This is a genomic window from Rhodococcus rhodochrous (genome assembly GCF_014854695.1).
Classification (GTDB): Bacteria; Actinomycetota; Actinomycetes; order Mycobacteriales; family Mycobacteriaceae; genus Rhodococcus.
Window position 1 is genome coordinate 926,634 of the sequence record NZ_CP027557.1, and the last position, 22,116, is coordinate 948,749.

General features: G+C 67.2%; 24 protein-coding genes, 4 tRNA genes and 1 pseudogene. 19 read left to right on the forward strand and 10 right to left on the reverse strand.

Annotated elements, in window-relative coordinates; translation table 11 throughout:
* The first annotated feature begins 326 nt into the window (after positions 1-326).
* The 8 genes from C6Y44_RS04325 to C6Y44_RS04360 all read left to right on the forward strand — a co-directional run bounded on the left by C6Y44_RS04325 (position 327) and on the right by C6Y44_RS04360 (position 4,826).
* Complete coding sequence (locus C6Y44_RS04325; RefSeq protein ID WP_159416671.1) at positions 327-986, forward strand: TetR/AcrR family transcriptional regulator; 660 nt, start codon at positions 327-329, stop codon at positions 984-986.
* A gap of 100 nt (positions 987-1,086) precedes the next feature.
* Positions 1,087-1,159: transfer RNA gene (locus tag C6Y44_RS04330), tRNA-Glu, on the forward strand.
* Between the two features lie 54 nt (positions 1,160-1,213).
* Positions 1,214-1,287: transfer RNA gene (locus tag C6Y44_RS04335), tRNA-Asp, on the forward strand.
* A gap of 39 nt (positions 1,288-1,326) precedes the next feature.
* Positions 1,327-1,403, forward strand: a tRNA-Phe gene (locus C6Y44_RS04340).
* Between the two features lie 85 nt (positions 1,404-1,488).
* Positions 1,489-1,562 (forward strand) — tRNA-Asp (locus tag C6Y44_RS04345).
* Positions 1,563-1,784: 222 nt separating this feature from the next.
* On the forward strand, positions 1,785-3,023 hold the full coding sequence (locus C6Y44_RS04350) for a glycosyltransferase family 4 protein (protein WP_159416670.1): 1,239 nt from the start codon (positions 1,785-1,787) through the stop codon (positions 3,021-3,023).
* A complete protein-coding gene (locus C6Y44_RS04355) occupies positions 3,017-3,748 on the forward strand; it encodes a class I SAM-dependent methyltransferase (protein ID WP_159416669.1) in 732 nt (243 codons plus the stop codon). Before C6Y44_RS04350 ends, C6Y44_RS04355 begins: the two co-directional genes overlap by 7 nt.
* Positions 3,735-4,826 (forward strand): glucosidase family protein, encoded by a 1,092-nt coding sequence (locus C6Y44_RS04360; protein ID WP_159416668.1) that lies wholly within the window; start codon positions 3,735-3,737, stop codon positions 4,824-4,826. Before C6Y44_RS04355 ends, C6Y44_RS04360 begins: the two co-directional genes overlap by 14 nt.
* Before the next feature lies 1 nt (position 4,827).
* Here C6Y44_RS04360 and C6Y44_RS04365 read toward each other — a convergent pair whose 3' ends face one another.
* A complete protein-coding gene (locus tag C6Y44_RS04365) occupies positions 4,828-5,490 on the reverse strand; it encodes a class I SAM-dependent methyltransferase (protein WP_159416667.1) in 663 nt (220 codons plus the stop codon).
* 44 nt (positions 5,491-5,534) lie between these two features.
* Positions 5,535-5,699, reverse strand: a complete 165-nt coding sequence (locus C6Y44_RS04370) for a hypothetical protein (RefSeq protein ID WP_159416666.1) — start codon at positions 5,697-5,699, stop codon at positions 5,535-5,537.
* A gap of 798 nt (positions 5,700-6,497) precedes the next feature.
* Here C6Y44_RS04370 and C6Y44_RS04375 point away from each other — a divergent pair.
* The 5 genes from C6Y44_RS04375 to C6Y44_RS04395 are packed head-to-tail and all read left to right on the forward strand — an operon-like array spanning position 6,498 to position 9,910.
* Positions 6,498-6,890, forward strand: coding sequence for an ArsR/SmtB family transcription factor (locus C6Y44_RS04375; protein WP_192378868.1), 393 nt, complete (start codon positions 6,498-6,500; stop codon positions 6,888-6,890).
* Positions 6,887-7,984: an ACR3 family arsenite efflux transporter gene (gene arsB, locus C6Y44_RS04380; RefSeq protein ID WP_159416664.1), complete on the forward strand. Its 1,098-nt coding sequence runs from the start codon at positions 6,887-6,889 to the stop codon at positions 7,982-7,984. Before C6Y44_RS04375 ends, arsB begins: the two co-directional genes overlap by 4 nt.
* 3 nt (positions 7,985-7,987) lie before the next feature.
* A complete protein-coding gene (locus tag C6Y44_RS04385) occupies positions 7,988-8,401 on the forward strand; it encodes an arsenate reductase ArsC (RefSeq protein ID WP_159416663.1) in 414 nt (137 codons plus the stop codon).
* A gap of 14 nt (positions 8,402-8,415) precedes the next feature.
* Positions 8,416-9,480, forward strand: a complete 1,065-nt coding sequence (locus C6Y44_RS04390) for an ArsO family NAD(P)H-dependent flavin-containing monooxygenase (protein WP_159416662.1) — start codon at positions 8,416-8,418, stop codon at positions 9,478-9,480.
* Between the two features lie 22 nt (positions 9,481-9,502).
* Positions 9,503-9,910, forward strand: coding sequence for an arsenate-mycothiol transferase ArsC (locus C6Y44_RS04395; RefSeq protein WP_138998886.1), 408 nt, complete (start codon positions 9,503-9,505; stop codon positions 9,908-9,910).
* 52 nt (positions 9,911-9,962) lie between these two features.
* Here the strand turns inward: C6Y44_RS04395 and C6Y44_RS04400 are convergent, their stop codons facing one another.
* Positions 9,963-10,448: an ArsI/CadI family heavy metal resistance metalloenzyme gene (locus C6Y44_RS04400; RefSeq protein ID WP_159416661.1), complete on the reverse strand. Its 486-nt coding sequence runs from the start codon at positions 10,446-10,448 to the stop codon at positions 9,963-9,965.
* 97 nt (positions 10,449-10,545) lie between these two features.
* Between C6Y44_RS04400 and C6Y44_RS04405 the strand changes: the two genes are divergently transcribed.
* Positions 10,546-10,905, forward strand: a complete 360-nt coding sequence (locus C6Y44_RS04405; protein ID WP_159416660.1) for an Rv2640c family ArsR-like transcriptional regulator — start codon at positions 10,546-10,548, stop codon at positions 10,903-10,905.
* A 172-nt stretch (positions 10,906-11,077) separates the two neighbouring features.
* Here C6Y44_RS04405 and C6Y44_RS04410 read toward each other — a convergent pair.
* From C6Y44_RS04410 to C6Y44_RS04440, 7 genes and pseudogenes are all read right to left on the reverse strand, one after another.
* A pseudogene (locus C6Y44_RS04410) lies at positions 11,078-11,683 on the reverse strand (LLM class flavin-dependent oxidoreductase); the annotation flags it as partial.
* Positions 11,593-11,961: a carboxymuconolactone decarboxylase family protein gene (locus C6Y44_RS04415; RefSeq protein ID WP_006551766.1), complete on the reverse strand. Its 369-nt coding sequence runs from the start codon at positions 11,959-11,961 to the stop codon at positions 11,593-11,595. The gene C6Y44_RS04415 and the pseudogene C6Y44_RS04410, both read right to left, overlap by 91 nt.
* The gene (locus C6Y44_RS04420) at positions 11,958-12,857 is read right to left on the reverse strand and encodes an NAD(P)-dependent oxidoreductase (protein WP_159416659.1); all 900 of its coding nucleotides are present in this window, start codon (positions 12,855-12,857) and stop codon (positions 11,958-11,960) included. The genes C6Y44_RS04415 and C6Y44_RS04420 overlap by 4 nt, the downstream gene beginning before the upstream one ends.
* A complete protein-coding gene (locus tag C6Y44_RS04425) occupies positions 12,854-13,603 on the reverse strand; it encodes an SDR family oxidoreductase (protein ID WP_006551764.1) in 750 nt (249 codons plus the stop codon). The genes C6Y44_RS04420 and C6Y44_RS04425 overlap by 4 nt, the downstream gene beginning before the upstream one ends.
* A gap of 26 nt (positions 13,604-13,629) precedes the next feature.
* On the reverse strand, positions 13,630-15,099 hold the full coding sequence (locus C6Y44_RS04430; protein ID WP_192378701.1) for an aldehyde dehydrogenase: 1,470 nt from the start codon (positions 15,097-15,099) through the stop codon (positions 13,630-13,632).
* Between the two features lie 160 nt (positions 15,100-15,259).
* Entirely contained in the window at positions 15,260-16,090 is an 831-nt protein-coding gene (locus C6Y44_RS04435) for an oxygenase MpaB family protein (protein WP_159416657.1), read from the reverse strand.
* A 46-nt stretch (positions 16,091-16,136) separates the two neighbouring features.
* Positions 16,137-16,733, reverse strand: a complete 597-nt coding sequence (locus tag C6Y44_RS04440; RefSeq protein WP_159416656.1) for a TetR/AcrR family transcriptional regulator — start codon at positions 16,731-16,733, stop codon at positions 16,137-16,139.
* A gap of 87 nt (positions 16,734-16,820) precedes the next feature.
* On the opposite strand from C6Y44_RS04440, the gene C6Y44_RS04445 reads away from it, so the two are divergent.
* The 5 genes from C6Y44_RS04445 (at position 16,821) to C6Y44_RS04465 (ending at position 22,110) form a co-directional block, all read left to right on the forward strand.
* Positions 16,821-18,047: a cytochrome P450 gene (locus tag C6Y44_RS04445; protein WP_159416655.1), complete on the forward strand. Its 1,227-nt coding sequence runs from the start codon at positions 16,821-16,823 to the stop codon at positions 18,045-18,047.
* Between the two features lie 76 nt (positions 18,048-18,123).
* Positions 18,124-18,684: a TetR/AcrR family transcriptional regulator gene (locus C6Y44_RS04450; RefSeq protein WP_159419036.1), complete on the forward strand. Its 561-nt coding sequence runs from the start codon at positions 18,124-18,126 to the stop codon at positions 18,682-18,684.
* Positions 18,685-18,759: 75 nt separating this feature from the next.
* Positions 18,760-19,947 carry a cytochrome P450 gene (locus C6Y44_RS04455; protein ID WP_159419035.1) on the forward strand — a complete coding sequence of 396 codons (1,188 nt, stop codon included), beginning with the start codon at positions 18,760-18,762 and terminating at the stop codon, positions 19,945-19,947.
* Positions 19,940-20,725, forward strand: coding sequence for an SDR family oxidoreductase (locus C6Y44_RS04460; RefSeq protein WP_159416654.1), 786 nt, complete (start codon positions 19,940-19,942; stop codon positions 20,723-20,725). Before C6Y44_RS04455 ends, C6Y44_RS04460 begins: the two co-directional genes overlap by 8 nt.
* Complete coding sequence (locus C6Y44_RS04465) at positions 20,722-22,110, forward strand: cytochrome P450 (protein WP_159416653.1); 1,389 nt, start codon at positions 20,722-20,724, stop codon at positions 22,108-22,110. The genes C6Y44_RS04460 and C6Y44_RS04465 overlap by 4 nt, the downstream gene beginning before the upstream one ends.
* Positions 22,111-22,116: the final 6 nt, after the last annotated feature.

The window sequence follows — 22,116 nt, forward strand, 5'->3', positions numbered from 1 at the left end:
GCACAGTGTAACCACACCGCAGTGACCACACCGCATGGTGCGGTGACCACATCACAGGGTGAGCCACGCTGCGCGATCGATGATATCGGACATCCGGCGGTGCGGACGCTGCCGGTGACCAATGGAAAGAGGCCCGGGTGCCCACCCCCTGCTTCGCACCCGAGCCGGACAAAGCGTACCACTCGGTGTGTTCTGTGGAAACCCGGGCCCCGGGGGTGGGATTTCACATTTCACCCGGTGGAACACGGCCCGGAGCCGGGATTGTGGGGGGCAGACTAGAGTTGTCTCGTGGGGGAACACAGGAACGTGGAAGGCTGAATTTCCCCATGCCCCGTCAACAGGAGCGTGCGCGTCGTACGCGGGCTGCGATCGTCCGATCGGCAGCCACCGAATTCGCGCGGCGAGGTTTCGCCGCAGCATCGATCAACGCCATCCTCGAGCAGTCGAACGCGACCAAGGGTGCGATGTACTTCCACTTCGCGTCCAAGGAGGATCTGGCCCGGGCGGTACTCGACGAAGGACTCGAGCACTACCGTGCCATCGTCGGCAGGTGGATGGACGTCCCCGATCTCGACCCCTTCGAGCGGCTGCACGGTCTCGTCGGTGATCTCGGTGCGGCTCTGCACGACGACGTGGTCATCGCCGCGGAGTTCCGTCTGGTCACCGAACCCGAGTTCGCGGAGGAGGTCAGGCTGCGCGGCAGCGTCCTATGGGGGCGGGCCGGCTACCAGCTGGCGCGCGAAGCGCAGGAGAAGGGCCTGTTCCGGCCCGATGTCGACCTCCGGCGTTTCGTCGAGGCGATCGCGTCGTCGCTCGCCGGTCAGCGCTATCTCGCCGACCTCACGGCGCCGGAGACCGACGTCCGCGCACGCTTCGAGGCCTGCGTGGAGGTGCCGCTCGAGGCGATGGCGTCGGAGCAGTGGCTCGCGCAGTGGCGGGAGAAGGGCTGGCCGAGCAGGCCCGACAACGACGAATCGGCCACTTGACCTGCTGATTTGTGATTCGCGAATGCCGTGGCATAAGCTGTCCAAGCTCCCAACGGAACGCCAAACCCGTTGAGGGTGCGGTTCGGAGAAATCCGATCGGGCCCCCTTCGTCTAGCGGCCTAGGACGCCGCCCTTTCAAGGCGGTAGCGCGGGTTCGAATCCCGTAGGGGGTACGCTTCGACCTCGTCGAAGTGTGCAGTATCTTGGTGTGAGAAGTGAATATGTATGGCCCTGTGGCGCAGTTGGTTAGCGCGCCGCCCTGTCACGGCGGAGGTCGCGGGTTCGAGTCCCGTCAGGGTCGCTCCAGAGTTTCGATCGGCATTCGGTTCGGGTGCCGTCCGGCCAGGTAGCTCAGTTGGTACGAGCGTCCGCCTGAAAAGCGGAAGGTCGCCGGTTCGATCCCGGCCCTGGCCACCACGGTTGTCCGGCGAACAACCATCAATTTCATATCTTCGACCCACCGGTTGCGGTGGGTCGAGCTGTGGGAACTTCGGTTCCTCATGGCCCTGTGGCGCAGTTGGTTAGCGCGCCGCCCTGTCACGGCGGAGGTCGCGGGTTCGAGTCCCGTCAGGGTCGCTCCAGGCGAAGCCCCGGTATCACATCGATACCGGGGCTTCGTCGTCGTCAGCCGTTCGCAGGCGGTGTCTGCTCGCCGTCCCACTCGCATCGCCGATCCGCACCGGGTGCGGTCCGGCTCGCTATCGTGAGGACACAAAACATGTTCTAGTGTGTGCCCTACACAACTAGTGGACATCTGTCCGAGCGACCTGGCCCTCCGAGCGAACCCCGAGGTGGAATGTGCGCATAGCTCTGTTGTCGTACCGGAGCAAGCCGCATTGTGGGGGTCAGGGGGTCTACGTTCGCCATCTCAGTCGCGAACTCGTCGCCCAGGGACACACCGTCGAGGTGTTCTCCGGGCAGCCGTACCCCGAGCTCGACCCCGGCGTGACGCTCACGAAGGTGCCCAGTCTCGATCTCTATCGCGACGACGATCCGTTCCGCACCCCGAAACCGGGTGAGTACCGCGACTGGATCGACGTCCTCGAGGTCGCCACCATGTGGACCGCCGGTTTCCCCGAACCGCGCACCTTCGGTCTGCGCGCCGCACGACTGTTGCGCGACCGCCTCGGCGACTTCGACGTCGTGCACGACAACCAGTCGCTCGCGTCCGGGTTGCTGCGCATCGCCGAGGACCTTCCCCTCGTTGCGACGATCCACCATCCGATCACCCGCGACCGCGAACTCGATCTCGCCTCCGCGACCACCCTCCGCCGTAGGATCACGCTCCGGCGCTGGTACGGATTCCTGCGCATGCAGGAGAAGGTGGCCCGGCAGATTCCCACGCTGCTCACGGTGTCGGAGAACTCGGCCGACGACATCCGCACGGCCTTCGGGATCGAATCCGAACGCATCCACACGATCCCGCTCGGCGTGAACACGGAGGTGTTCGCGCCGCGGAAGGACGAGCGCGTTCCCGGCCGGATCGTCTGCGTCGCGAGCGCCGACGCCCCGCTCAAGGGTGTTCCCACCCTGCTCGAGGCGGTCGCGAAGCTGCGCACCGAACGCGAGATCGAACTGGTCCTCGTCTCGAAGCTCGCCCCGGGCGGCGCCACCGAGAAGCTCATCGACGAACTCGCGATCGGCGACGTCGTGCGCACCGTCTCCGGGATCGACGACACCGAACTCGCCGACCTGCTCGCCTCCGCCGAGGTCGCGGCGGTGCCGTCGCTGTACGAGGGATTCTCGTTGCCGGCCGTCGAGGCGATGTCGTGCGGAACACCGCTCGTCGCGAGCCGCGCCGGGGCCATCCCCGAGGTCGTCGGGGACGCCGGTCTGCTCGTGCCCCCGGGCGACGCCGAACAGCTCGCAGCGGGGCTCGCGCGCCTGTTCGACGACCCGGCCGAGCGTCGGCGTCTCGGCGCGAAGGGCCGCGACCGGGTGCTCGAACGCTACAGCTGGGCGGCCGTGGCCGCGCAGACCGCCGCGATCTACGACAAGGCGATCGCCGCGCATCGAGAGGGGAAGAACGGATGCTGACCGTCGACTTCGACCGCCTGGGCGTCGTACCGGGGATACGCGCTCTCGACATCGGGGCCGGCGCGGGGCGCCACTCCTTCGAGCTGTACCGCCGCGGCGCGGATGTCGTCGCCTTCGACCAGAACGCCGACGACATGAAGGCCGTCGCCGACATGTTCGTCGCGATGGAACTCGAAGGCGAGGTCCCCGAGGGTGCGCTGGCCCGGGCCGAGGTCGGCGACGCGCTCGCGCTGCCGTACGCCGACGCGACCTTCGATCTCGTGCTCATTTCCGAGGTGCTCGAGCACGTGCCGGAGGACGAACGGGCCATCGCCGAACTCGTCCGGGTCCTCAAGCCCGGTGGTGTCGCGGCCGTGACCGTGCCGCGCTGGCTGCCGGAGAAGATCTGCTGGGCACTGTCGGACGCCTACCACGAGGTGGAGGGCGGGCACATCCGCATCTACAAGGCCGACGAACTCGCCGCGAAACTCGCCGCCGCGGGTCTCACTGTCTCGGGCACCGACCACGCCCACGCGCTGCACGCGCCGTACTGGTGGCTCAAGTGCGCCGTCGGCGTCGACAACGACGACAATCCGCTGACGAAGGCGTACCACCGGCTGCTGGTCTGGGATCTCATGAAGGCCCCGTGGATCACCCGCACGGCCGAGAAGATCCTCGATCCCGTTATCGGGAAGAGTGTCGTGTTCTACCTTGAGAAGCCGGGAAACGCCGGTGCGGCGCGGTGAATCCGCGCGCGTGACGGTGCCGTCGGTGCCGGGTGTTCTGTCGCCGGAACAGAGCCTGGCGACGGGCCGGGCCATCGCGCGGATGCAGGAGCCCTCGGGAGCCGTCCCGTGGTTCCCCGGTGGGCACATCGACCCGTGGGATCACATCGAATCCGCGATGGCGTTGACCGCCATCGGTTTACGTGAAGAGGCGGACGCCGCCTTCGAGTGGTCGCGGCGGACACAGCGTGCCGACGGGTCGTGGCCCATCCAGTTCCGCGGCGACATCGTCGAGAACCACGACACCGACAGCAATTTCACCGCCTACATCGCCGTGGGCGTATGGCACCACCATCTCGTGACGGGCGATCGCGGGTTCGCCGAGCACATGTGGCCGACGGTGCGGGCAGCGCTCGACCTTGTGGTCGACATGCAGTTGCCGGGCGGCCAGATCTCCTGGGCGCGAGGCGACGGCGGAATGTTCGACGAAGCGCTGCTCACTGGTTGCTCGAGTATCCACCAGAGTCTGTGGTGCGGTCTGCGGATCGCCGACCTGGTCGGTGAGGCGCAACCCGAATGGGAGGTCGCGCTGATCCGTCTCGGCCACGCTCTGCGTCGGCACCCCGAGGCGTTCACACCCAAGCCCGAGTACTCGATGGACTGGTACTACCCGATCCTCGGGGGAGCGGTGCGCGGCACCGACGCGCACGAACGGATCCGCGAGCGCTGGTCGGATTTCGTCGTCGACGGGCTCGGGATCCGTTGCGTCGACCATCGTCCGTGGGTCACCGGAGCCGAGACGTGTGAACTGGTCCTGGCGCTCGACGCACTCGGCCACGCCGGGCGTGCCCGCGAATTGTTCGCGGCCATGCAGCATCTGCGCGACCCGGACGGTTCGTACTGGACCGGTCTGGTCTACGCCGACGGCAAGCGGTGGCCGGTGGAGGTCAGTTCCTGGACCAGCGCAGCGGTGATCCTCGCCGCCGATGCGCTCTCGCGCACGACGGGAGGAAACGCGATCTTCCGGGATGCGGCGGCACCCGCCGACCAGGTGGGCGCCGACCGCTGCACCGAACGTTGCCCGGTGCTCGTCCCGTAGTTCAACTGCCGGGCAGGGATCCGACCGTGCCGGCGGTGCGTTCGAGGACGCGCAGCGAGGACGTCACCGACTTCTCGACGAACTCGCCGCTCTCCAGTGCGAGACAGTAGATCTCGTACGGAGGCCGGCCGCCGTCCTTCGGGTCGGGGAAGACGTCGTGGATGATCAGGGCGCCGCCGATGCGCACCCATCTCGCCCAGCCGTCGTAGTCCGCCCGGGCCGCCTCGCTGCTGTGTCCACCGTCGATGAACACGAACGATGCGGGGGTGCGCCAGAACGACGCCACCACAGGAGAATTGCCGACCACCGCGACGACGTGCGATTCGAGGTCGCCGTCGGCGAGGGTGTGCCGCAGCGCGCCGACCGTGTCGAGGCGGCCGGTGTGCGGGTCGACCAGCGACGGATCGTGGTACTCCCAGCCGGGCTGATGCTCTTCCGAACCGCGGTGGTGGTCGACGGTGACGATGGTGCCGCCGGTCGTCTTGGCCGCAGCTCCGAGATACACGGTCGAGCGGCCGCAGTAGGTGCCGATCTCGACGCCGACGCCGTCACCGAGATACTGCACCGCAGCCTCGTGCAGTGCGGTTCCCTCGTCCTGGGGCATGAAACCCGGTGTCGCCTCGGCGAGTTCGATCGCCTCGCGGGGCAGGGTGGTGCGGGACATCGGATGGATCTCCGTTCTTCTCGCGTGATGCGGTGTATCCCGAGTCACCCTACCGACCGATCGCGGCGTCCGATGCTCTCGGACACGACGGTGAGACTGTCGAGATCGCGGATCGCGGCGCACGACCGCTCGACCATCACCGCGAACATGCGGTCGCCGCGCTCGGTCCTCGTGGCGATCCGGCCCGTTCCGATCCGCTCGACCTGCACGTGCGTACCGTGCCACCGAGCACGGCCGAGAGTCGTTCGGGAGTCAGGTCGTCCACCGACAACTACAGATCGGTCATCGTGCGCTCCGGCCGGGGTTTGCGGGTAGAGGTGCGAAACGCTCGGGGTCGCGGGTCGTCCGCCACGCGGCGGCGACCGGGGCGAGCTCGGTGGGCTTGGCGCCGTTTCGGTGGGCGCCGCGTCGATCGGTCCGGAATGAGCACGGACCTGCGCGTCGTCCCTGAAACGGTGCAGTACCTGAGGATCCCAGCTGTTCGCACGCACGAGCACGTCACCACAGCCCTGCAGGTAGGTCGCGAGCCGTCCGGTCAGCTTCCGCGAACGAAAGATCCTCGGGCGTCGACTCGTCGACGGTCGCGAGGACCGACCAGATGCGATCTGTCGACCGGGCTACGACGGGACACGCCGTGCCGCCGCCACCGGACTCGTTGTACGGGGGACTGACGGAGATCACCGCGAATCTCCCACCTCGGCGAGCCAATGCGCGGTGATCGCTGTTTCATAGGCCATGACCACGGCTGTGGTCAGTGGATGTTCGGTATCCCGCGGTCGGCACAACGATTGGGGTCTCGGTTCAAGAACCGATTCCATCCGTTCCACAGTTCGTCGATGAGCTCGAGGAGCCGTTCACGAGAAGGCGTGAACTGGGTACTGGTTGTCATGGGCGGTGATCCTAGGAATGTGAACCGTCAGGTTCTGTGGGAGGAGGTTCTGCCCTGACCGGATGTGGCAAGACGATTTGTCGGCTGATTCGATCAGTGTCAATATTGATGGGTATCGATTCAAACTGATAGTGGTGACCTCTGCTGCGCACCACTGGTACGGGAACCTCTGACGGAGGACTGGGCCGCAGACCTGGCCCGGATGTTCAAGGCGATCGGAGACCCGGTACGCCTACGGCTGCTCAGCCTGATCGCCAGCCATGAGGGCGGCGAAAGCTGTGTCTGCGACATCAGCCCGGCCTTCGACCTGTCCCAGCCGACCATCTCGCATCACCTCAAGGTGCTGCGCGAGGCCGGCCTGCTCGACTGCGAACGCCGTGGCACCTGGGTGTACTACCGGGTGATCCCCTCTGCCTTGGCCCAGCTGTCGGCCGTCCTGTCCCCGGAACGGGGAGTCGTGCCCGGCTCGGACTGCACCGTGGTCGACGATGCCGCGGAGGCGACGCGATGACCGCGACGAACACCGAGCACCAGGCGGTCGTCGGGAAGATGTCGACCCTCGACCGGTTCCTGGCCGTGTGGATCGGCGCCGCCATCGTCGTCGGCCTGTTGCTCGGCCGGATGATTCCCGGCCTGGGTGAAGCGTTGAGTTTCATCGAGATCGACGGCATCTCCCTGCCGATCGCCCTCGGTCTGCTGATCATGATGTATCCAGTGCTGGCGAAGGTGCGCTACGACCGTCTCGACACCGTCACCGGCGACCGCAAGCTGTTGATCTCGTCGCTGATCCTCAACTGGGTCCTCGGCCCGGCACTGATGTTCGCGCTCGCCTGGCTGATGCTGCCGGATCTGCCCGAATATCGCACCGGCCTGATCATTGTGGGTCTGGCTCGCTGCATCGCGATGGTGATCATATGGAACGACCTCGCGTGCGGTGACCGGGAAGCCGCGGCGGTGCTGGTGGCGATCAACTCGGTCTTCCAGGTGATCATGTTCGCCGTGCTCGGCTGGTTCTACCTGTCGGTGCTTCCCGGCTGGCTGGGTCTCGAACAGGCCGCCCTGGATGTGTCGCCGTGGCAGATCGCCAAGTCGGTGCTGATCTTCCTCGGCATTCCCCTGGTCGCAGGGTTCCTCACCCGGCACTTCGGTGAGAAAGCCAAGGGCCGCACCTGGTACGAGGACACCTTCCTGCCGAAGATCGGGCCGTGGGCACTCTACGGGTTGCTGTTCACCATCGTGATCCTGTTCGCGTTGCAGGGCGAGCAGATCACCTCCCGACCGCTGGACGTCGTGCGGATCGCGCTGCCGCTGCTGGCGTACTTCGCGATCATGTGGGGCGGCGGATACCTGTTCGGCGCCGCGATCGGCCTCGGCTACGAACGCACCACCACCCTCGCGTTCACCGCGGCCGGCAACAACTTCGAGCTGGCCATCGCGGTGGCGATCGGCACCTTCGGGGTGACCTCGGGTCAGGCTCTGGCCGGGGTGGTCGGACCGCTCATCGAGGTCCCGGTTCTTGTTGCGCTGGTCTATGTTTCGCTTGCCCTGCGCAACCGTTTCGCCCGCCGCGAGTCGCCACAGGTACCCACATCGAGAGAGGGCTGATCCGTGAGCGCACCGAGTGTGTTGTTCGTCTGTGTCCACAACGCCGGCCGCTCCCAGATGGCTGCCGGGTTCCTCACCGCCCTGGCCGGGGACCGGATCGAAGTGCGCTCCGCCGGAAGCGCCCCGGCCGAGCAGGTCAATCCGGCCGCGGTCGCGGCGATGGCCGAGGTCGGCATCGACATCTCCACCGAGAATCCGAAGATCCTCACCACCGAGGCGGTGCAGGCATCGGATGTGGTGATCACGATGGGCTGCGGGGACACCTGCCCGGTGTTCCCCGGCAAGTCCTACCGCGACTGGGTGCTCGACGACCCGGCCGGGCAGGGCCTCGAAGCGGTGCGCTCGATCCGGGACGAGATCGAGGCCAAGGTCGAAGCCCTCATCGCCGAGTTGACCGCCCCGTCTTCCCCGCGCTGACAGGAGGCTCTTCGATGACGACGAACGTCGATGTCGTGGTGGTCGGCGGTGGGCAGGCGGGTCTGGCTGCCGGCTACTACCTGCGGCGGGCCGGGCACCGCTTCGTGATCCTCGACGACCAGGAACGGCCGGGTGGGGCGTGGCCGCACATGTGGTCCTCGCTGCATCTGTTCTCCCCGGCGGAATTCGCGTCCCTGCCCGGGTGGCCGATGCCCCGCTGGCCGGACGGATTCCCGCCTGCACGGCATGTCGTCGACTATCTCACCGCCTACGAAACCCGCTACGGCCTGCCGATCGAGCGGCCGGTGCGGGTGCAGGCGGTACGCCGCGACGGCCCTGATCTGCTGGTCGACACCGACCGCGGGCAGTGGCGGGCGCGGCGGGTGATCAGCGCCACCGGTACCTGGCAGCGACCGTTTCTGCCGAGCTATCCGGGCATGAATGTGTTCACCGGGCGGCAGTTGCACACCGTCGACTACCGTAGCGCGGCCGAGTTTACCGGCTCGGACGTCGTAGTGGTCGGGGGTGGCAACTCCGCGGCTCAACTCGTCGCCGAGATCTCCACCACCGCGAGAACCATCTGGGTCACCAACCGGCCCCCGCGGTTCCTGCCGGATGGCGTCGATGGCCGGGCCTTGTTCGAGCTCGCCTCCCGCCGTGCAGTGGCCCTGGCTGCCGGACGGACCGATCCCGGCGGCATCGCCGCCCTGGGGGACATCGTGATGGTCCCGGAGGTGCTTGCCGCCCGTGAGCGTGGCGTCATGACCGCGCTGCCGATGTTCGATCGGCTCACCCGGGACGGCATCGCCTGGGGACAGCGCCACCGAACCGCCGATGTCGTGCTGTGGGCCACGGGATTTCGGCCCGCCCTCGCACATCTGCGGCCGTTGCGGTTGCGCGATCACACCGGCACGGTGCCGGTCGCCGGCACCCGCTCGCTCAAGGAATCGCGCCTGCATCTGCTCGGCTACGGCGACTGGACCGGTCCCGGTTCGGCCACCATCCTCGGCGTCGGCCGCACCGCCAAGGCCACCGTCGCCGACCTCGACCTCGACCTCGACCTCGACCTCGACACCTGATCTGCGTGAAAGGACCTCGACCGTGAGCACACCCTCGGTGCTGTTCGTCTGCGTGAAGAACGGCGGAAAGTCCCAGATGGCCGCCGGCCTGATGCGGGCCGCCGCCGGCGACACCGTTACGGTGCACTCCGCCGGTACGAAGCCCGGTGCCGGCATCAATGCCCTGGCGGCCGAAGTGCTCCTCGAGGTCGGCGTCGACATCACCGGCCAGACCCCGACACCGGTCGACCCCGACCTGGTCCGCGACGTCGATCTCGTGGTCACCCTCGGCCGCGAAGCCCACCTCGAGCCGGTGGCCGGGACACAGTTCGAGAACTGGGACACCGACGAGCCGTCCGAGCGCGGCATCGTCGGCATCGAACGGATGCGGCTGGTCCGCGACGACATCGCCGCTCGTGTCACCGACCTTGCCGACCGGCTCCGTCGCTGAAGACACCGAGGTCGGCCACCCGAATCCGGTGGCCGACCTCGAGGGAAGCCGTTCAGCAGGACGGTGCGGCCGAAGCCTGCTGCGTGTCCTCGGCCGGGGCGGCGGTGCCGCAGCACATGCCACCCACGGCGGTGGCCGGATCGTCGAGATGCTGTGGGCTCGAGCCGAAGGTTTCCGAATCGGCGAGGACGGTGTAGACCTCCCACTTCTCCCCGGCCGGGCCGGTAACCCACACTTTGTCCTGGGTGGCGAAGCAGCAGGTGGTGCCGATCTCCTCCTCGGTGAACAGCCCTTCGTCGGTGAGGCGGGCGATTTCGGCGTGGACCTTCTCGCTCGATTCGACCTCCACGCCGAGGTGGTTGATGGTGCCGCCCTTGCCGGGGTTTTCGAGCAGGACCAGCTTCAGTGGCGGTTCGGCGATCGCGAAGTTCGCGTAGCCGGGCTCGAGCTTGGCCGGTTCGGTGCCGAACAGTTTCGTGTAGAAGGCGACCGCTTCTTGCAGGTCGTCGACGTTGAGGGCGAGTTGTGCGCGGGACATGTCAGCCTCCACCTGTGTGGCATATGTCGAAATACTGGACAGGTACAGGATGCGCCACCTTTTCGACATATGTCAAGTAAGTGGATAAGCTCGAACCATGCCGAAAGCCCTGCCCATGATCGACGTCAGCACCCCGATCTGCTGCGAACCGGTCTCGGCCGCACCCATGAGCGACAACGCAGCTCTCGAACTCGCACTACGCCTGAAGGCCCTGGCGGACCCGGTCCGCATCAAGCTCATGTCGATCCTGCTCACCGCCGACGGCGGTGAAGTGTGCACCTGCGATCTCGCCACCGACATCGGCTTGGCCGAATCCACTGTCAGTCACCACCTCGGGCAGCTGCGCAAGGCCGGCATGGTCGTATCCGAACGCCGCGGGATGAACGTCTTCTACCGTGCCCGCGCCGAGTCCCTCGAAGCCCTGCGGATGGTGCTGGACCCGAACTGTTGTCGCTGATCCCGACGTGGTGTCGATTACCTGCCATATGGCCCGGAAGGACGTACATCGAGCAGAAAATCGGGGGTTGGGCGCGCAGCGGCCTTGGTTGGGTCGCTGGTCCGGTGAAGACTGTGTGCAGGACGACGGCGTCGGCCACGCGTCCCGCCAGGTCGAGCGTGCGCTCGCCGAGCGCGACCATGAGGATCGGGATGCGGTCGACGTCCTCGGCGGTGCGTCGCAGATACGGGAAGTCGCCGGCTGGGCCGTGCCGGTCGACGACTGCGTCACCGCGCCACAGCGTCCGGAGCAGATCGACGGTGTCCTCGAGCCGCGCCGACGTCACGCGAGGCAGACCCATGAGAGCGAACAGCACGTCGAAGCCGCGGCCGAGCCCGAGGGCGTAGCGGCCGCGGCTCAACCGGTGCAGTGTGGTCGCCATCGTCGCTGTGACGAGGGGATGGCGGGTGTGCGGATTGGTCGCTGCAGTGCCGATCCCGAGCGTGCGGCTCGTCGCGGCGGCCGCACCGGCCAGCGCTGCCGCGTCCTTGGTGTCGAACCGTTCCGACAGGAAGACCGAGCCGAGACCGATGCGTTCGGCGACGGCGATCTCGTCGAGCAGCGCCCTCGGGTCGTCGGCGTGCCCGGCGAGGCCGTAGAACCCGAGTTCCGGACAGTCCGGCTCCGGTACGGATCCGCCGGGGATGCTCACGAGCGGGCCGCCGCCTTCCGTCGCTGCAGCACGCTGCCCACTGCGTTGTCGAGCTTCGAGCCCAGCGGCCAGCCCACGTAGTGACACAGGAACAGGGCGATCTCGCGGAGCTGCTGCTCGTCGAGTTCCTCGTTCTTCAGCGCCGCTTCGATCTGGATCTCGGCGATGTCCGGGGCGCCCTGCGCGGTGAGTGCCCCGAGCAGCAGCAGTCGCCGATCACGAATGGTCAGCCCGGGCCGGGTCCAGATGTTCGCGAACAGGTGGTCGGCGGTGACGGCGAAGTGCTCACCGGGACCGTCCTGCATCTCCCAGCCGTAGACCTTGGACATCATCTCCAGGCCGCGGCGGCGGGTCTCGTCGGTCATGCGTGCTCCTTCCGGGAACGGGTCCGTGCGATCTCTCCCGTGCCGACTCCGAGGCCGGGGCCGAGGTCGGACAGCGCCCGGGCTCCGAGCGGCAGATCGACTCCGAGGCGATCGCCGAGATCGAGTGCCAGCGCGAGATCCTTCTCACCCAGGGCGCGCACGCGCGAGAAGATCGGGAACCAGGAGTCGTCCTCCGCGAGAGGAGATGTGGTGTCGCGCCACATGATCGAACCGGCGCCGCGGGTGATCGCGTCGGTGTGCCGGACGACCTTGCCGAGCTCGGTGATGTCGATGCCCGCGGTCTCGGCGAGTCGTTGTGCCTCCGTCGCCGCGGTGAACGCGATGAAGTGGAGCAGGTTGCGGGCGAGCTTCATCCGGGTTCCCGCCCCGACGGGACCCGCGTGCACGACCAGCGACGCGAAGGTGCCGAACGGTTCCTCGATCTTGGCGAAGCCGTCGTCGGTCGCGCCGACCATCACGGCGAGAGTGCCGTTCTTCGCACCGCCGGCGCCGCCGCTGACCGGTGCATCGACGAAGTCGACTCCCTTCTCGGCACACTTCGCGGCGAGCTCGACGGCGGTGGTGTCGGAGATCGTCGAGTGCACCGCGACGACCGTGCCGGGCCGGGCCGTCGCGAGCAGTCCGTTCGGACCGGTGACGACGTCGCGGACCTGGGCGTCGTCGAGGACGGTCACGCACACGAGGTCGCAGTCGGCGGCCAGCTCCGCCGGGCTCGACGCCGCCGCGGCGCCCTTGTCGGTGAACGGGCTCATCGCCTCGGGCACCACGTCGAGCACGGTGAGGCCTCCGGGTCGGGTGAGCAACCGCTCGGCCATCGGTGCCCCCATGTTGCCCAGCCCGATGTAACCGACCCGGCCGATCATGGAGTCGGTCACGAGCGGATCACCTGCCCGCCGTCGACGTTGAAGATCTGCCCTGTGACCCAGGCGGCCTCGTCGGAGAGCAGGAACAGGCACATGCCGACGAGATCGTCGGGAGTGCCCATGCGCTTGAGCGGCAACTGCTTCACCATGTCGGCGACCATATTCGCGGGGGTGGTGGTGCGGGTCGCCTCGGTGTCGATGGGGCCGGGGGCGATCGCATTGATGCGGATGTTCGACCCGCCGAGCTCGACGGCGAGTTGCTGTGTGAGACCGTTGATCCCGACCTTCGCGAGCCCGTAGAAACCCGAGTACAGCCAGGCCGCCGTCGACGACTGGTTGACGATCGACCCGCCGTTCTTGGTCATGTGCGGCCACACTGCGCGGGTGACGTTGAGGGCGCCGTCGAGGTTCACGCTCATGAACTTCTTGTAGTAGTCCCACGGAACCGTCAGCAGCAGATCGAGTTTCATGCCGCCGTAGATGGCGGCATTGTTGACCACGTGGTCGATGCCGCCGTAGGTCTCGACGGTCGACACGGCGAGTGCCTCGGCGGAGGCGGGGTCGGAGACATCGACCGACGTGAAGCTCGCGATGCCGCCGTCGGCGACGATCTGTTTGGCGACCTGCTCGCCGAGTTCGGCATCGATATCGGCGACCACCACGTTCGCGCCCTCGGCGGCGAGCGCACGCGCGTACGCCTCGCCGATCCCCTGGGCGGCGCCGGTGACGATCGCGGTGCGACCGGTGAAACGTGCCATCGGAAAAGTCCTTTCGGAAGTTCGGGTCAGCTCGCGGGTTCGGCGACGAGCTTGGTCTCCAGGTATTCCTCGAAACCGGCCACACCCATCTCGCGGCCGATCCCGGACTGCTTGTAGCCCCCGAACGGGGCGTCGGCGGCGTACCAGATGCCGCCGTTGACGCCGAGCGTGCCGGTCCGTACACCTGCGACGATCCGCGCGATGCGGTCCGGATCGGTGCCGTACACCGAACCCGAGAGGCCGTAGGGGGAGTCGTTGGCGATGCGGATCGCGTCGTCGTCGCCGTCGTGAGGGATGATCACGAGCACCGGGCCGAAGATCTCCTCCCGCGCTGTACGCGCGGAGTTGTCGAGGCCGGCGATGAGGGTGGGTTCGACGAAGAATCCCCGCTCGTGTTCGGCGGGACGTCCGCCGCCGGCGACGATCGTGCCGCCTTCCTCGACGGCGAGGCGGATGAAGCCCTCCACCCGCTGTCGCTGCTTCTCGGAGATGAGCGGCCCGCACACCGTGCCGGGATCGCGCGGGTCGCCGGGCCGGATGCCGCTCATGGACTTCGCGGTCAGGGCCACCGCTTCGTCGTACCGTTCGCGGGGAACGAGCAGACGCGTGGTGATCGCGCAGCCCTGGCCGGCATGCGTGCACACGGTGAAGGCCGCCATCGAGCAGGCGCCGCGCAGGTCGGCGTCGTCGAGGACGATGAACGCCGACTTGCCGCCGAGTTCGAGGAAGACCTTCTTGAGGTTCTCTGAGGCTGCGCGCATCACGGCCCGGCCGGTCGCGGTGGAACCGGTGAACGAGATCAGGTCGACGCGCGGATCCTCGCTCAGCTGTGCGCCGAGCCTGTGGTCGCTCGAGGTGACGATGTTCAGCACTCCCGGCGGGATGTCGGTCTCCTCGGCCGCGATCCGCCCGACCAGGGCCGCACACCACGGGGTGTCCGGGGCGGGCTTGAGCACCACGGTGTTCCCGGCGGCGAGAGCGGGCCCGAGCTTGGCGAAGTTGATCTGGTGCGGGAAGTTCCACGGCGTGATCGCGCCGACGACCCCGACCGCTTCCTTGAGCAGATAGCGGTGGGTGGGGATACCCATGGGGGAGGCGTTGCCGAGATCCTGCGTCCACGCGTAACTTTCGGCGAGGTCGGCGAAGTAGAGCAGATCGTCGATGGGGCCTTCGAGATGCGCGGCGCTCGTGAGGAATCGGGGAGCGCCGACCTCGGCGATGGTGATCTCCCGCAGTTCCTCGATGTGCTCGCGCAGAGCGTCGCGCAACTGACGGAGGCAGCGGGCCCGGAAGGCGTGGTCGCGTGACCAGTCGGTGTCGTCGAAGGCGCGACGCGCGGCCGCGATCGCGGCGTCCATGTCGGTGGCGGTGCCCTCGGCCGCGTGGCCGAGCAGTTCTTCGGTGCTCGGATCGGTGATCGCGAAGGTGCCTCCGCTGCCGGGTACGAGCTTGCCGTCGATCAGAAGGGCGGAGCTGTCGGTAGGGCGAAGTGTCATCAGACGTTCCCTCGGTTCTGGACAGGTGTCTGGACTATAGTTCGGCGACGCGATCGAATGCAACGGTTCGTCCGAAACGGACGAAACCGGTGTCGTGTGCGAGGAATTCGACGAATCTCGCACACAACACCGGTCTCGACGAGGGTCCGGTGGTCTCCGGTCAGAACACGCGCAGTCCGAGGCGTCGCCGCGTGCGCAGATCGAGCAGATAGGACTTCCACAGCAACGGCCATACCCACGGCGTGACGCGGTGCAGGCGCCGGACCGCCACGAGATAGCGGTCGAAGCGTCGCTGGTCGTCGGCGGTCCACGGGTAGTGCATGAGGTCGCGGAACTCCGGCGGCAGTGCACCGCGGGTGATCAGTTCGAACGACCTGCCGAGCACCCGGTGGATCCCCCGGCCCAGACGCCCGAGACGCACCTCGAGGAACGCGAGATTGCAGAGTTCGGTGAGATACTCGCGCACCTGCGCGTTCATGGAGATGTCGGCGACGCCGGCCTTCCACAGTTCCTCGTACTCCTCGCGGGTCGTGGGCCACGACTCCGGCCGGACGTTCAGTGTCGTCGCGAGGGTCGCGCCGTCGCGGAGGATCCGGGCGTACTGCTCCTCGGTGAGCGGGCCATACAGGAACTCGTGCTGGTCGATGAAGTACTTGAGCAGGCAGACGGCGACCCACAACTGCAGGGCGGGGGAGTTGGCGCTGTAGCGGACCTCCGCGCCGGGTGACGACGTGACCCGGGCGTGGATCTTCCGTACCGACTCGCGGACGAAATCGCGGTCGGCCTCGGTGCCGAACACTGCGACCGCCAGATAGGTGCCGGTCGTGCGGGCCCGCTTGACCGGATGGAGATCGGCGCGGCCGGAGTCGACCGTGCTGTCGACGACGCCCTGGCCGACGCGGGGATGGGCGAGCTGCATGATGACGTTGGCGGCGTTGATCGTGCCACCGAGCGGTGAGACGAGATCGCCGAGAGTGTCGATCGTCCGCATGACCCCTCCATCTGAAGACGGACGTGTTCAGTTGATGCGTGCCACTCTAGCGCGTCTTCGTGGGGTCGAGGGATGCGCCGGCCAGAACTCCGCGCACGACCGTCTCGTAGATGTGGTCGAGATCGAGCTCGTCGCCCAGGAAGCCGCTGCTCTGGAGGACCGCGAAACCGTGCAGGGCCGCGAACATGCCGACCGCGGCCTCGAGCGTCTCCTCCTCCGGAACGCCGCAGGATGCGAGCATCGTGCGCAGAGCGACGTTGGCGTCCAGTGCGGCGGCGAGCAGACCGTCGCGGTCGACCGGTGCGGTGGTCAGTGCTTCGTAGCGGCGGGGATGTTCGACGGCCCAGGTGTGGTGGGCGTCGATCAGGGCGCGAAGCCCGTCGACGCCGCTGCGGCCCATCGCGACCTCGCGCAGATACGCCCCGAGATCGCTCATCGCGCGGATCTGCACGGTCGCCCGTACGTCGTCGAGATTGCGGACGTGGTTGTACAGCGAGGCCGTGACGATTCCCAATCGCGACGAGAGAGTGCTCATCGTGAGCTGTTCCCATCCCAGCTCGTCGACGATCCCGAGCGCTGCTGCGACGACCTTGTCGCGGGTCAGTGTCCGCCGACGCGCGGGTCGGGAATTGTCGTCTGCCATGGAAGCAGTCTAAGGGGCTTCCATTCCAAACGAAGGTGAGTAGTTTATAAACGAATGCCATTCGTACAATCCCACGAGAGCGGCTTCATGACGACTTCACCCACAGATCTCAAGAACCCCGACGTCTTCGCCCAGGGGGTCCCGCACGATTACTTCTCCGAACTCCGGCGCACCTGTCCGGTCCACCGCCAACCCGAGGAGGGCGGCGCGGGCTTCTGGGCCGTCACCCGGCACGCCGACGTCATCGCGGTCTCCCGCGACAGCGCGACCTTCTCCTCGGCGCTCGGAACCACCCAGATCGACGATTTCGACGAGGAGACACGCCTCAAGCAGGCGTCCATGCTGCTCAACCTCGACCCGCCGGAGCACACCCGCCTGCGGCAACTCGTGAGCCGAGGGTTCACCCCGCGCATGGTGAAGACGCTCGAGGAGCGCATCCGGCGAACGTGCGAACGCACCGTCGACGCGGCGATCGAGGCCGCGCGCGACGGCACGGTGATCGACATCGTCCCGGCGATCTCGGCACCACTGCCACTGGAGGTGATCGCAGCGCTGCTCGGCGCACCGGCCGAGGACGTCGGGAAGCTGTACGACTGGTCGAACCGCATGATCGGTTGGGCCGACCCCGAATATGGCACCACTCAGGAGGACGGCGAGCTCGCCGCCGCCGAGATCTTCCTGTACGCCAACGAGATCGCTGCACAACGACGTTTCGAACCGCGCGACGACATCGTCTCGAAGCTGGTGTGTCCCGACGAGAACGGCGACACGCTGTCCGAGATGGAGTTCGACATGTTCTTCGTCCTGCTCGTCATCGCGGGCAACGAGACGACGCGCAACGCGATCTCGGGCGGGATGCAGGCGTTCGTCGACCATCCCGAGCAATGGCGCCGGTTGCAGGACGATCCCGGTCTGATCGACAACGCCGTGGAGGAGATCCTGCGCTGGGTCACCCCCGTGGTGGGCTTCCGCCGCACGCCCACCTGTCCGGCGTCGATCGGCGACCAGCACGTCGAACGGGGCGACAAGGTGATCATGTACTACCCGAGCGCGAACCGCGACGAGGAGGTCTTCGACGACGCGCACGTCTTCGACATCGGGCGCGAGCACAATCCGCACGTCGCCTTCGGGGGGACGGGTGTGCACTTCTGTCTCGGGGCACATCTGGCGCGGCTCGAACTGCGGATCGTGTTCGAGACCCTCGTTGCCCGTATCGACCGGGTCGAACCTGCCGGCGAACCGCGGCGGTTGCGGTCGAACTTCATCAACGGCGTCAAGTCCATGCCCGTCCGTATCCACCCACGAGAGCGCTGAATTCGCCGAATGAACGCGCTGCGGGCATTGCCGACCCCCTCCAACCGTAGTAATGTCCAGACACGTGTCCAGAAACGTGAATCTCGAATCGACCCGTCGCCGCCTGACCGAGAAGCAGGCCGACACGGTTGCGAGGCTCACGCAGGCCGCGGTCGAGGTGCTCCGCGAGGAGGGATTCACGGGGTTGACGGTGCGTATGGTCGCCGCCCGTGCCGGTGTCGCCCCGGCCACCGCCTACACCTACTTCTCGTCCAAGGAACACCTCGTCGCCGAGGTGTTCTGGCGTCGCTTGGCCAACGCTCCCACGGCCGACGCCGAGAGCACGAGCCGTGCCGATCGGGTGGTCGCGGTGCTGAGGGGAATCGCGCTGCTGTTGGCCGACGAACCCGAACTCGCGGCCGCCGTCACCAGTGCACTGCTCGGTCACGACCCCGATGTCGAACACCTGCGTGCGCGCATCGGACTCGACATCCGTCACCGGATCTCGGCAGCGCTCGGCACCGACTCCGATCCCGACGAACTCGAAGCACTCGAACTGCTCTACGCCGGCGCGCTGGTCCGGGCCGGTATGGGCTACGGCACCTACGAGAAACTCGCCGACAGGCTGGAGACATCCGCCCGACTTCTATTGGAGTGATCCATGATCCAGGCATCCCCGGGCTCCGCGTCGCACGCAGGGCCCGCTTCGCCCGATCCACCGACGCTCGCCCCCGTGATCTTCAACCCGTACGACTACGCCTTCCACGAAGACCCGTATCCCACCTACCGCCGCCTCCGTGAAGAGGAACCGGCCTACCACAACCCCGACCTCGGGTTCTGGGCCCTGTCCCGCCACGCCGACGTCGTCGCGGCCTTCCGCGACAACACCCGGCTCTCGAGCGCCAACGGTGTCTCGCTCGATCCGTCCGCCTACGGGCCCAACGCCCACAAGGTGATGTCCTTCCTCGCGATGGACGACCCGCGCCACATGCGCATGCGTCGGCTCGTCTCCAAAGGATTCACTCCGCGGCGCGTCGCCGACCTCGAGGAACGCATCCTCGAACTGACCCTGCGCTATCTCGAACCCGCGGTGGAGGCAGGGGAATTCGACTGGATCTCGGAGTTCGCGGGCAAGCTGCCCATGGACGTGATCTCCGAACTCATGGGCGTACCCGAATCCGACCGCAGTGAGATCCGCCGCCTCGCCGACCTCGTCGTCCACCGCGAGGAGGGCGTGCTCGACGTGCCGGTCGCCGCGATGGAGGCATCGCTGCACCTCGTCGGCTACTACGCCGACATGCTCGCCGAACGCCGGAAGAAGGACACCTCCGACCTCACGTCGGCGTTGCTGGCCGCCGAGATCGACGGCGACCGGCTCACCGACGACGAGATCATCGGCTTCATGTTCCTCATGGTGGTCGCAGGCAACGAGACCACCACGAAACTCCTCGGCAACGCCCTCTACTGGGGAGCGCACAACAAATCCGAGGTGGCGCAGGTACTCCGCGATCCCGCTCGCGCACCGCAGTGGGTGGAGGAGACCCTCCGCTACGACACTTCGAGCCAGATCGTCGCCCGCACCGCCGTCGCCGACATCGAACTGCACGGCGCCACCATCCGGTCCGGCGACAAGGTACTGCTGCTCATCGGATCCGCCAACCGCGATTCCGACGTCTTCGACACCGCCGACGACTTCCGCATCGGACGCGACAGCTCCCAGAAGATCGCCAGTTTCGGTGGGGGAGTGCACTTCTGTCTCGGCGCACATCTCGCCCGCCTCGAGGCGAACATCGCGCTGGAACAGTTCGCCCGGCGCGTCGCCGACTACGAGATCGACGAGGACCGCTGTGAACGTGTCCATTCCACCAATGTCCGAGGCTTCGCGGCCCTTCCTGTAGAGGTCACCGAACGACATGCCTAGATTCGAACCCCATCCCGAACGCCGTCCCGCGCTGGTCGCCGGAGCCTCCTCCGGAATCGGTACCGCCACCGCCTACGCGCTCGCCGAGGCCGGGCACCCCGTCGCGCTCGGGGCGCGCCGCGTGGAGGAGTGCGCGGCGATCGCGGAGAAGATCCGCGGCGAGGGCGGCGAGGCCTTCGCCCACTTCCTCGACGTGTCGTCCACCGAATCCGTCGGCGAGTTCGTCGCCGCGGCCGAGGAGGCCCTCGGCCCCGCCGAGATCGTCGTCTCGGGAGCGGGCGACATGGATTTCGCGTTGCCGCACGAGATGGATCCCGACCGGTTCGCCTTCCAGGTGAACGTGCACCTGATGGGCACGCAACGTCTGGCCCATCGTGTGCTGCCCGGCATGATCGACCGGAAACGCGGCGACTTCGTCGTGATCGGATCCGACTGTGCCGTGCTTCCCCGGCCCTGGATGGGTGCCTACAACGCCGCCAAGACCGGCCTCGAAGCGCTCGTCCGCGAGATGCGGATGGAACTCGAGGGTACGGGTGTCCGCGCATCGGTCGTGCGCCCAGGGCCGACGCAGACCGGTGCCGGCATGACCGCGCCGGCGGAGGTCCTCGAACCGATGCTCGAGGACTGGGGCACATGGGGTTTCGCCCGACACCCCTACTTCCTTCGTGCATCCGACATCGCCGCGGCCGCGCTCTCGGTCGTCTCGGCCCCCCGCGGCGCCCACATCGTGCTCATCGAGGTTCAACCCGAAGCGCCCCTGCGGAAGGACAATCCATGACCACACTCGTCGAGCCCCGGCGTGTGTCCGGCGGCGAACACGAACACGGCCACCTCGAGGAACTGCGCACCGATCCCATCGCGCTCATGCGCCGGGTACGTGAGGAGTGCGGCGACGTCGGGGTCTTCCAGCTCGCCGACAAGAAGGTCGTACTACTCTCCGGTGCGGAGGCCAACGAGTTCTTCTTCCGTGCCGCGGACGAGGATCTCGACCAGCAGGCCGCCTATCCGTTCATGAAGCCGGTCTTCGGTGAGGGCGTCGTCTTCGACGCCAGCCCCGAACGCCGCAAGGAGATGCTGCACAACTCGGCGCTGCGTGGCGAACAGATGCGGGGCCACGCGGCGACCATCGACCGCGAGGTGCAGGACATGGTCGCCGGCTGGGGCGACGAAGGCGAGATCGACCTGCTCGAATTCTTCGCCGAAATGACGATCTACACGTCGTCGGCCTGCCTGATCGGCAAGAAGTTCCGCGACCAGCTCGACGGACGATTCGCCCACCTCTACCACGACCTCGAGAAGGGCACCGACGCACTGGCCTTCGTCGATCCCTACGCGCCGATCGAGAGTTTCCGGCGACGCGACGAGGCCCGCCGCGGACTCGTGGCACTCGTGCAGGAGATCATGGACGGACGCATCGCGAACCCGCCGCAGGGCAAGGAGGACCGCGACATGCTCGACGTCCTCGTCTCCATCAAGGACGAGGACGGCAAGGAACGGTTCAGTGCCGACGAGATCACCGGCATCTTCATCTCGATGATGTTCGCCGGCCACCACACCACCTCCGGCACGGCGGCCTGGGCGCTCATCGAACTGCTGCGCAACCCCGAGTACATGCAGCAGGTCACGGCAGAACTCGACGTCCTGTACTCCGACGGTGAGAGCGTGAGCTTCCATGCACTGCGGCAGATCCCGGTGCTCGAAGCGGTGCTCAAGGAGACACTACGCCTGCACCCGCCGCTGATCCTGCTTCTTCGGGTCGCGCGCGATGACTTCGAGGTCGCCGGATACCGGATCTCGGAGGGCGATCTCGTGGGTGCGACACCGGCGATCTCCAACCGGATCCCGGAGGACTTCCCGGATCCCGATGCCTTCGATCCCGGCCGCTACATCGACCCCAATCAGGAGGACATCGTCAACCGGTGGACCTGGATTCCGTTCGGGGCGGGTCGGCACCGCTGTGTGGGAGCGGCGTTCGCGCTCATGCAGCTGAAGGCGATATTCTCGGTTCTGCTGCGCGACTTCGAGTTCGAACTGTCCCAGCCGCCCGAGACCTACCGCAACGACCACTCGAAGATGGTGGTCCAGCTCGAACAGCCGTGTGCTGTGCGGTACCGACGTCGCACCCGGGCGGCGTCCGGCACCGGCACAGCGACGCAGGAGTGAGGTTCG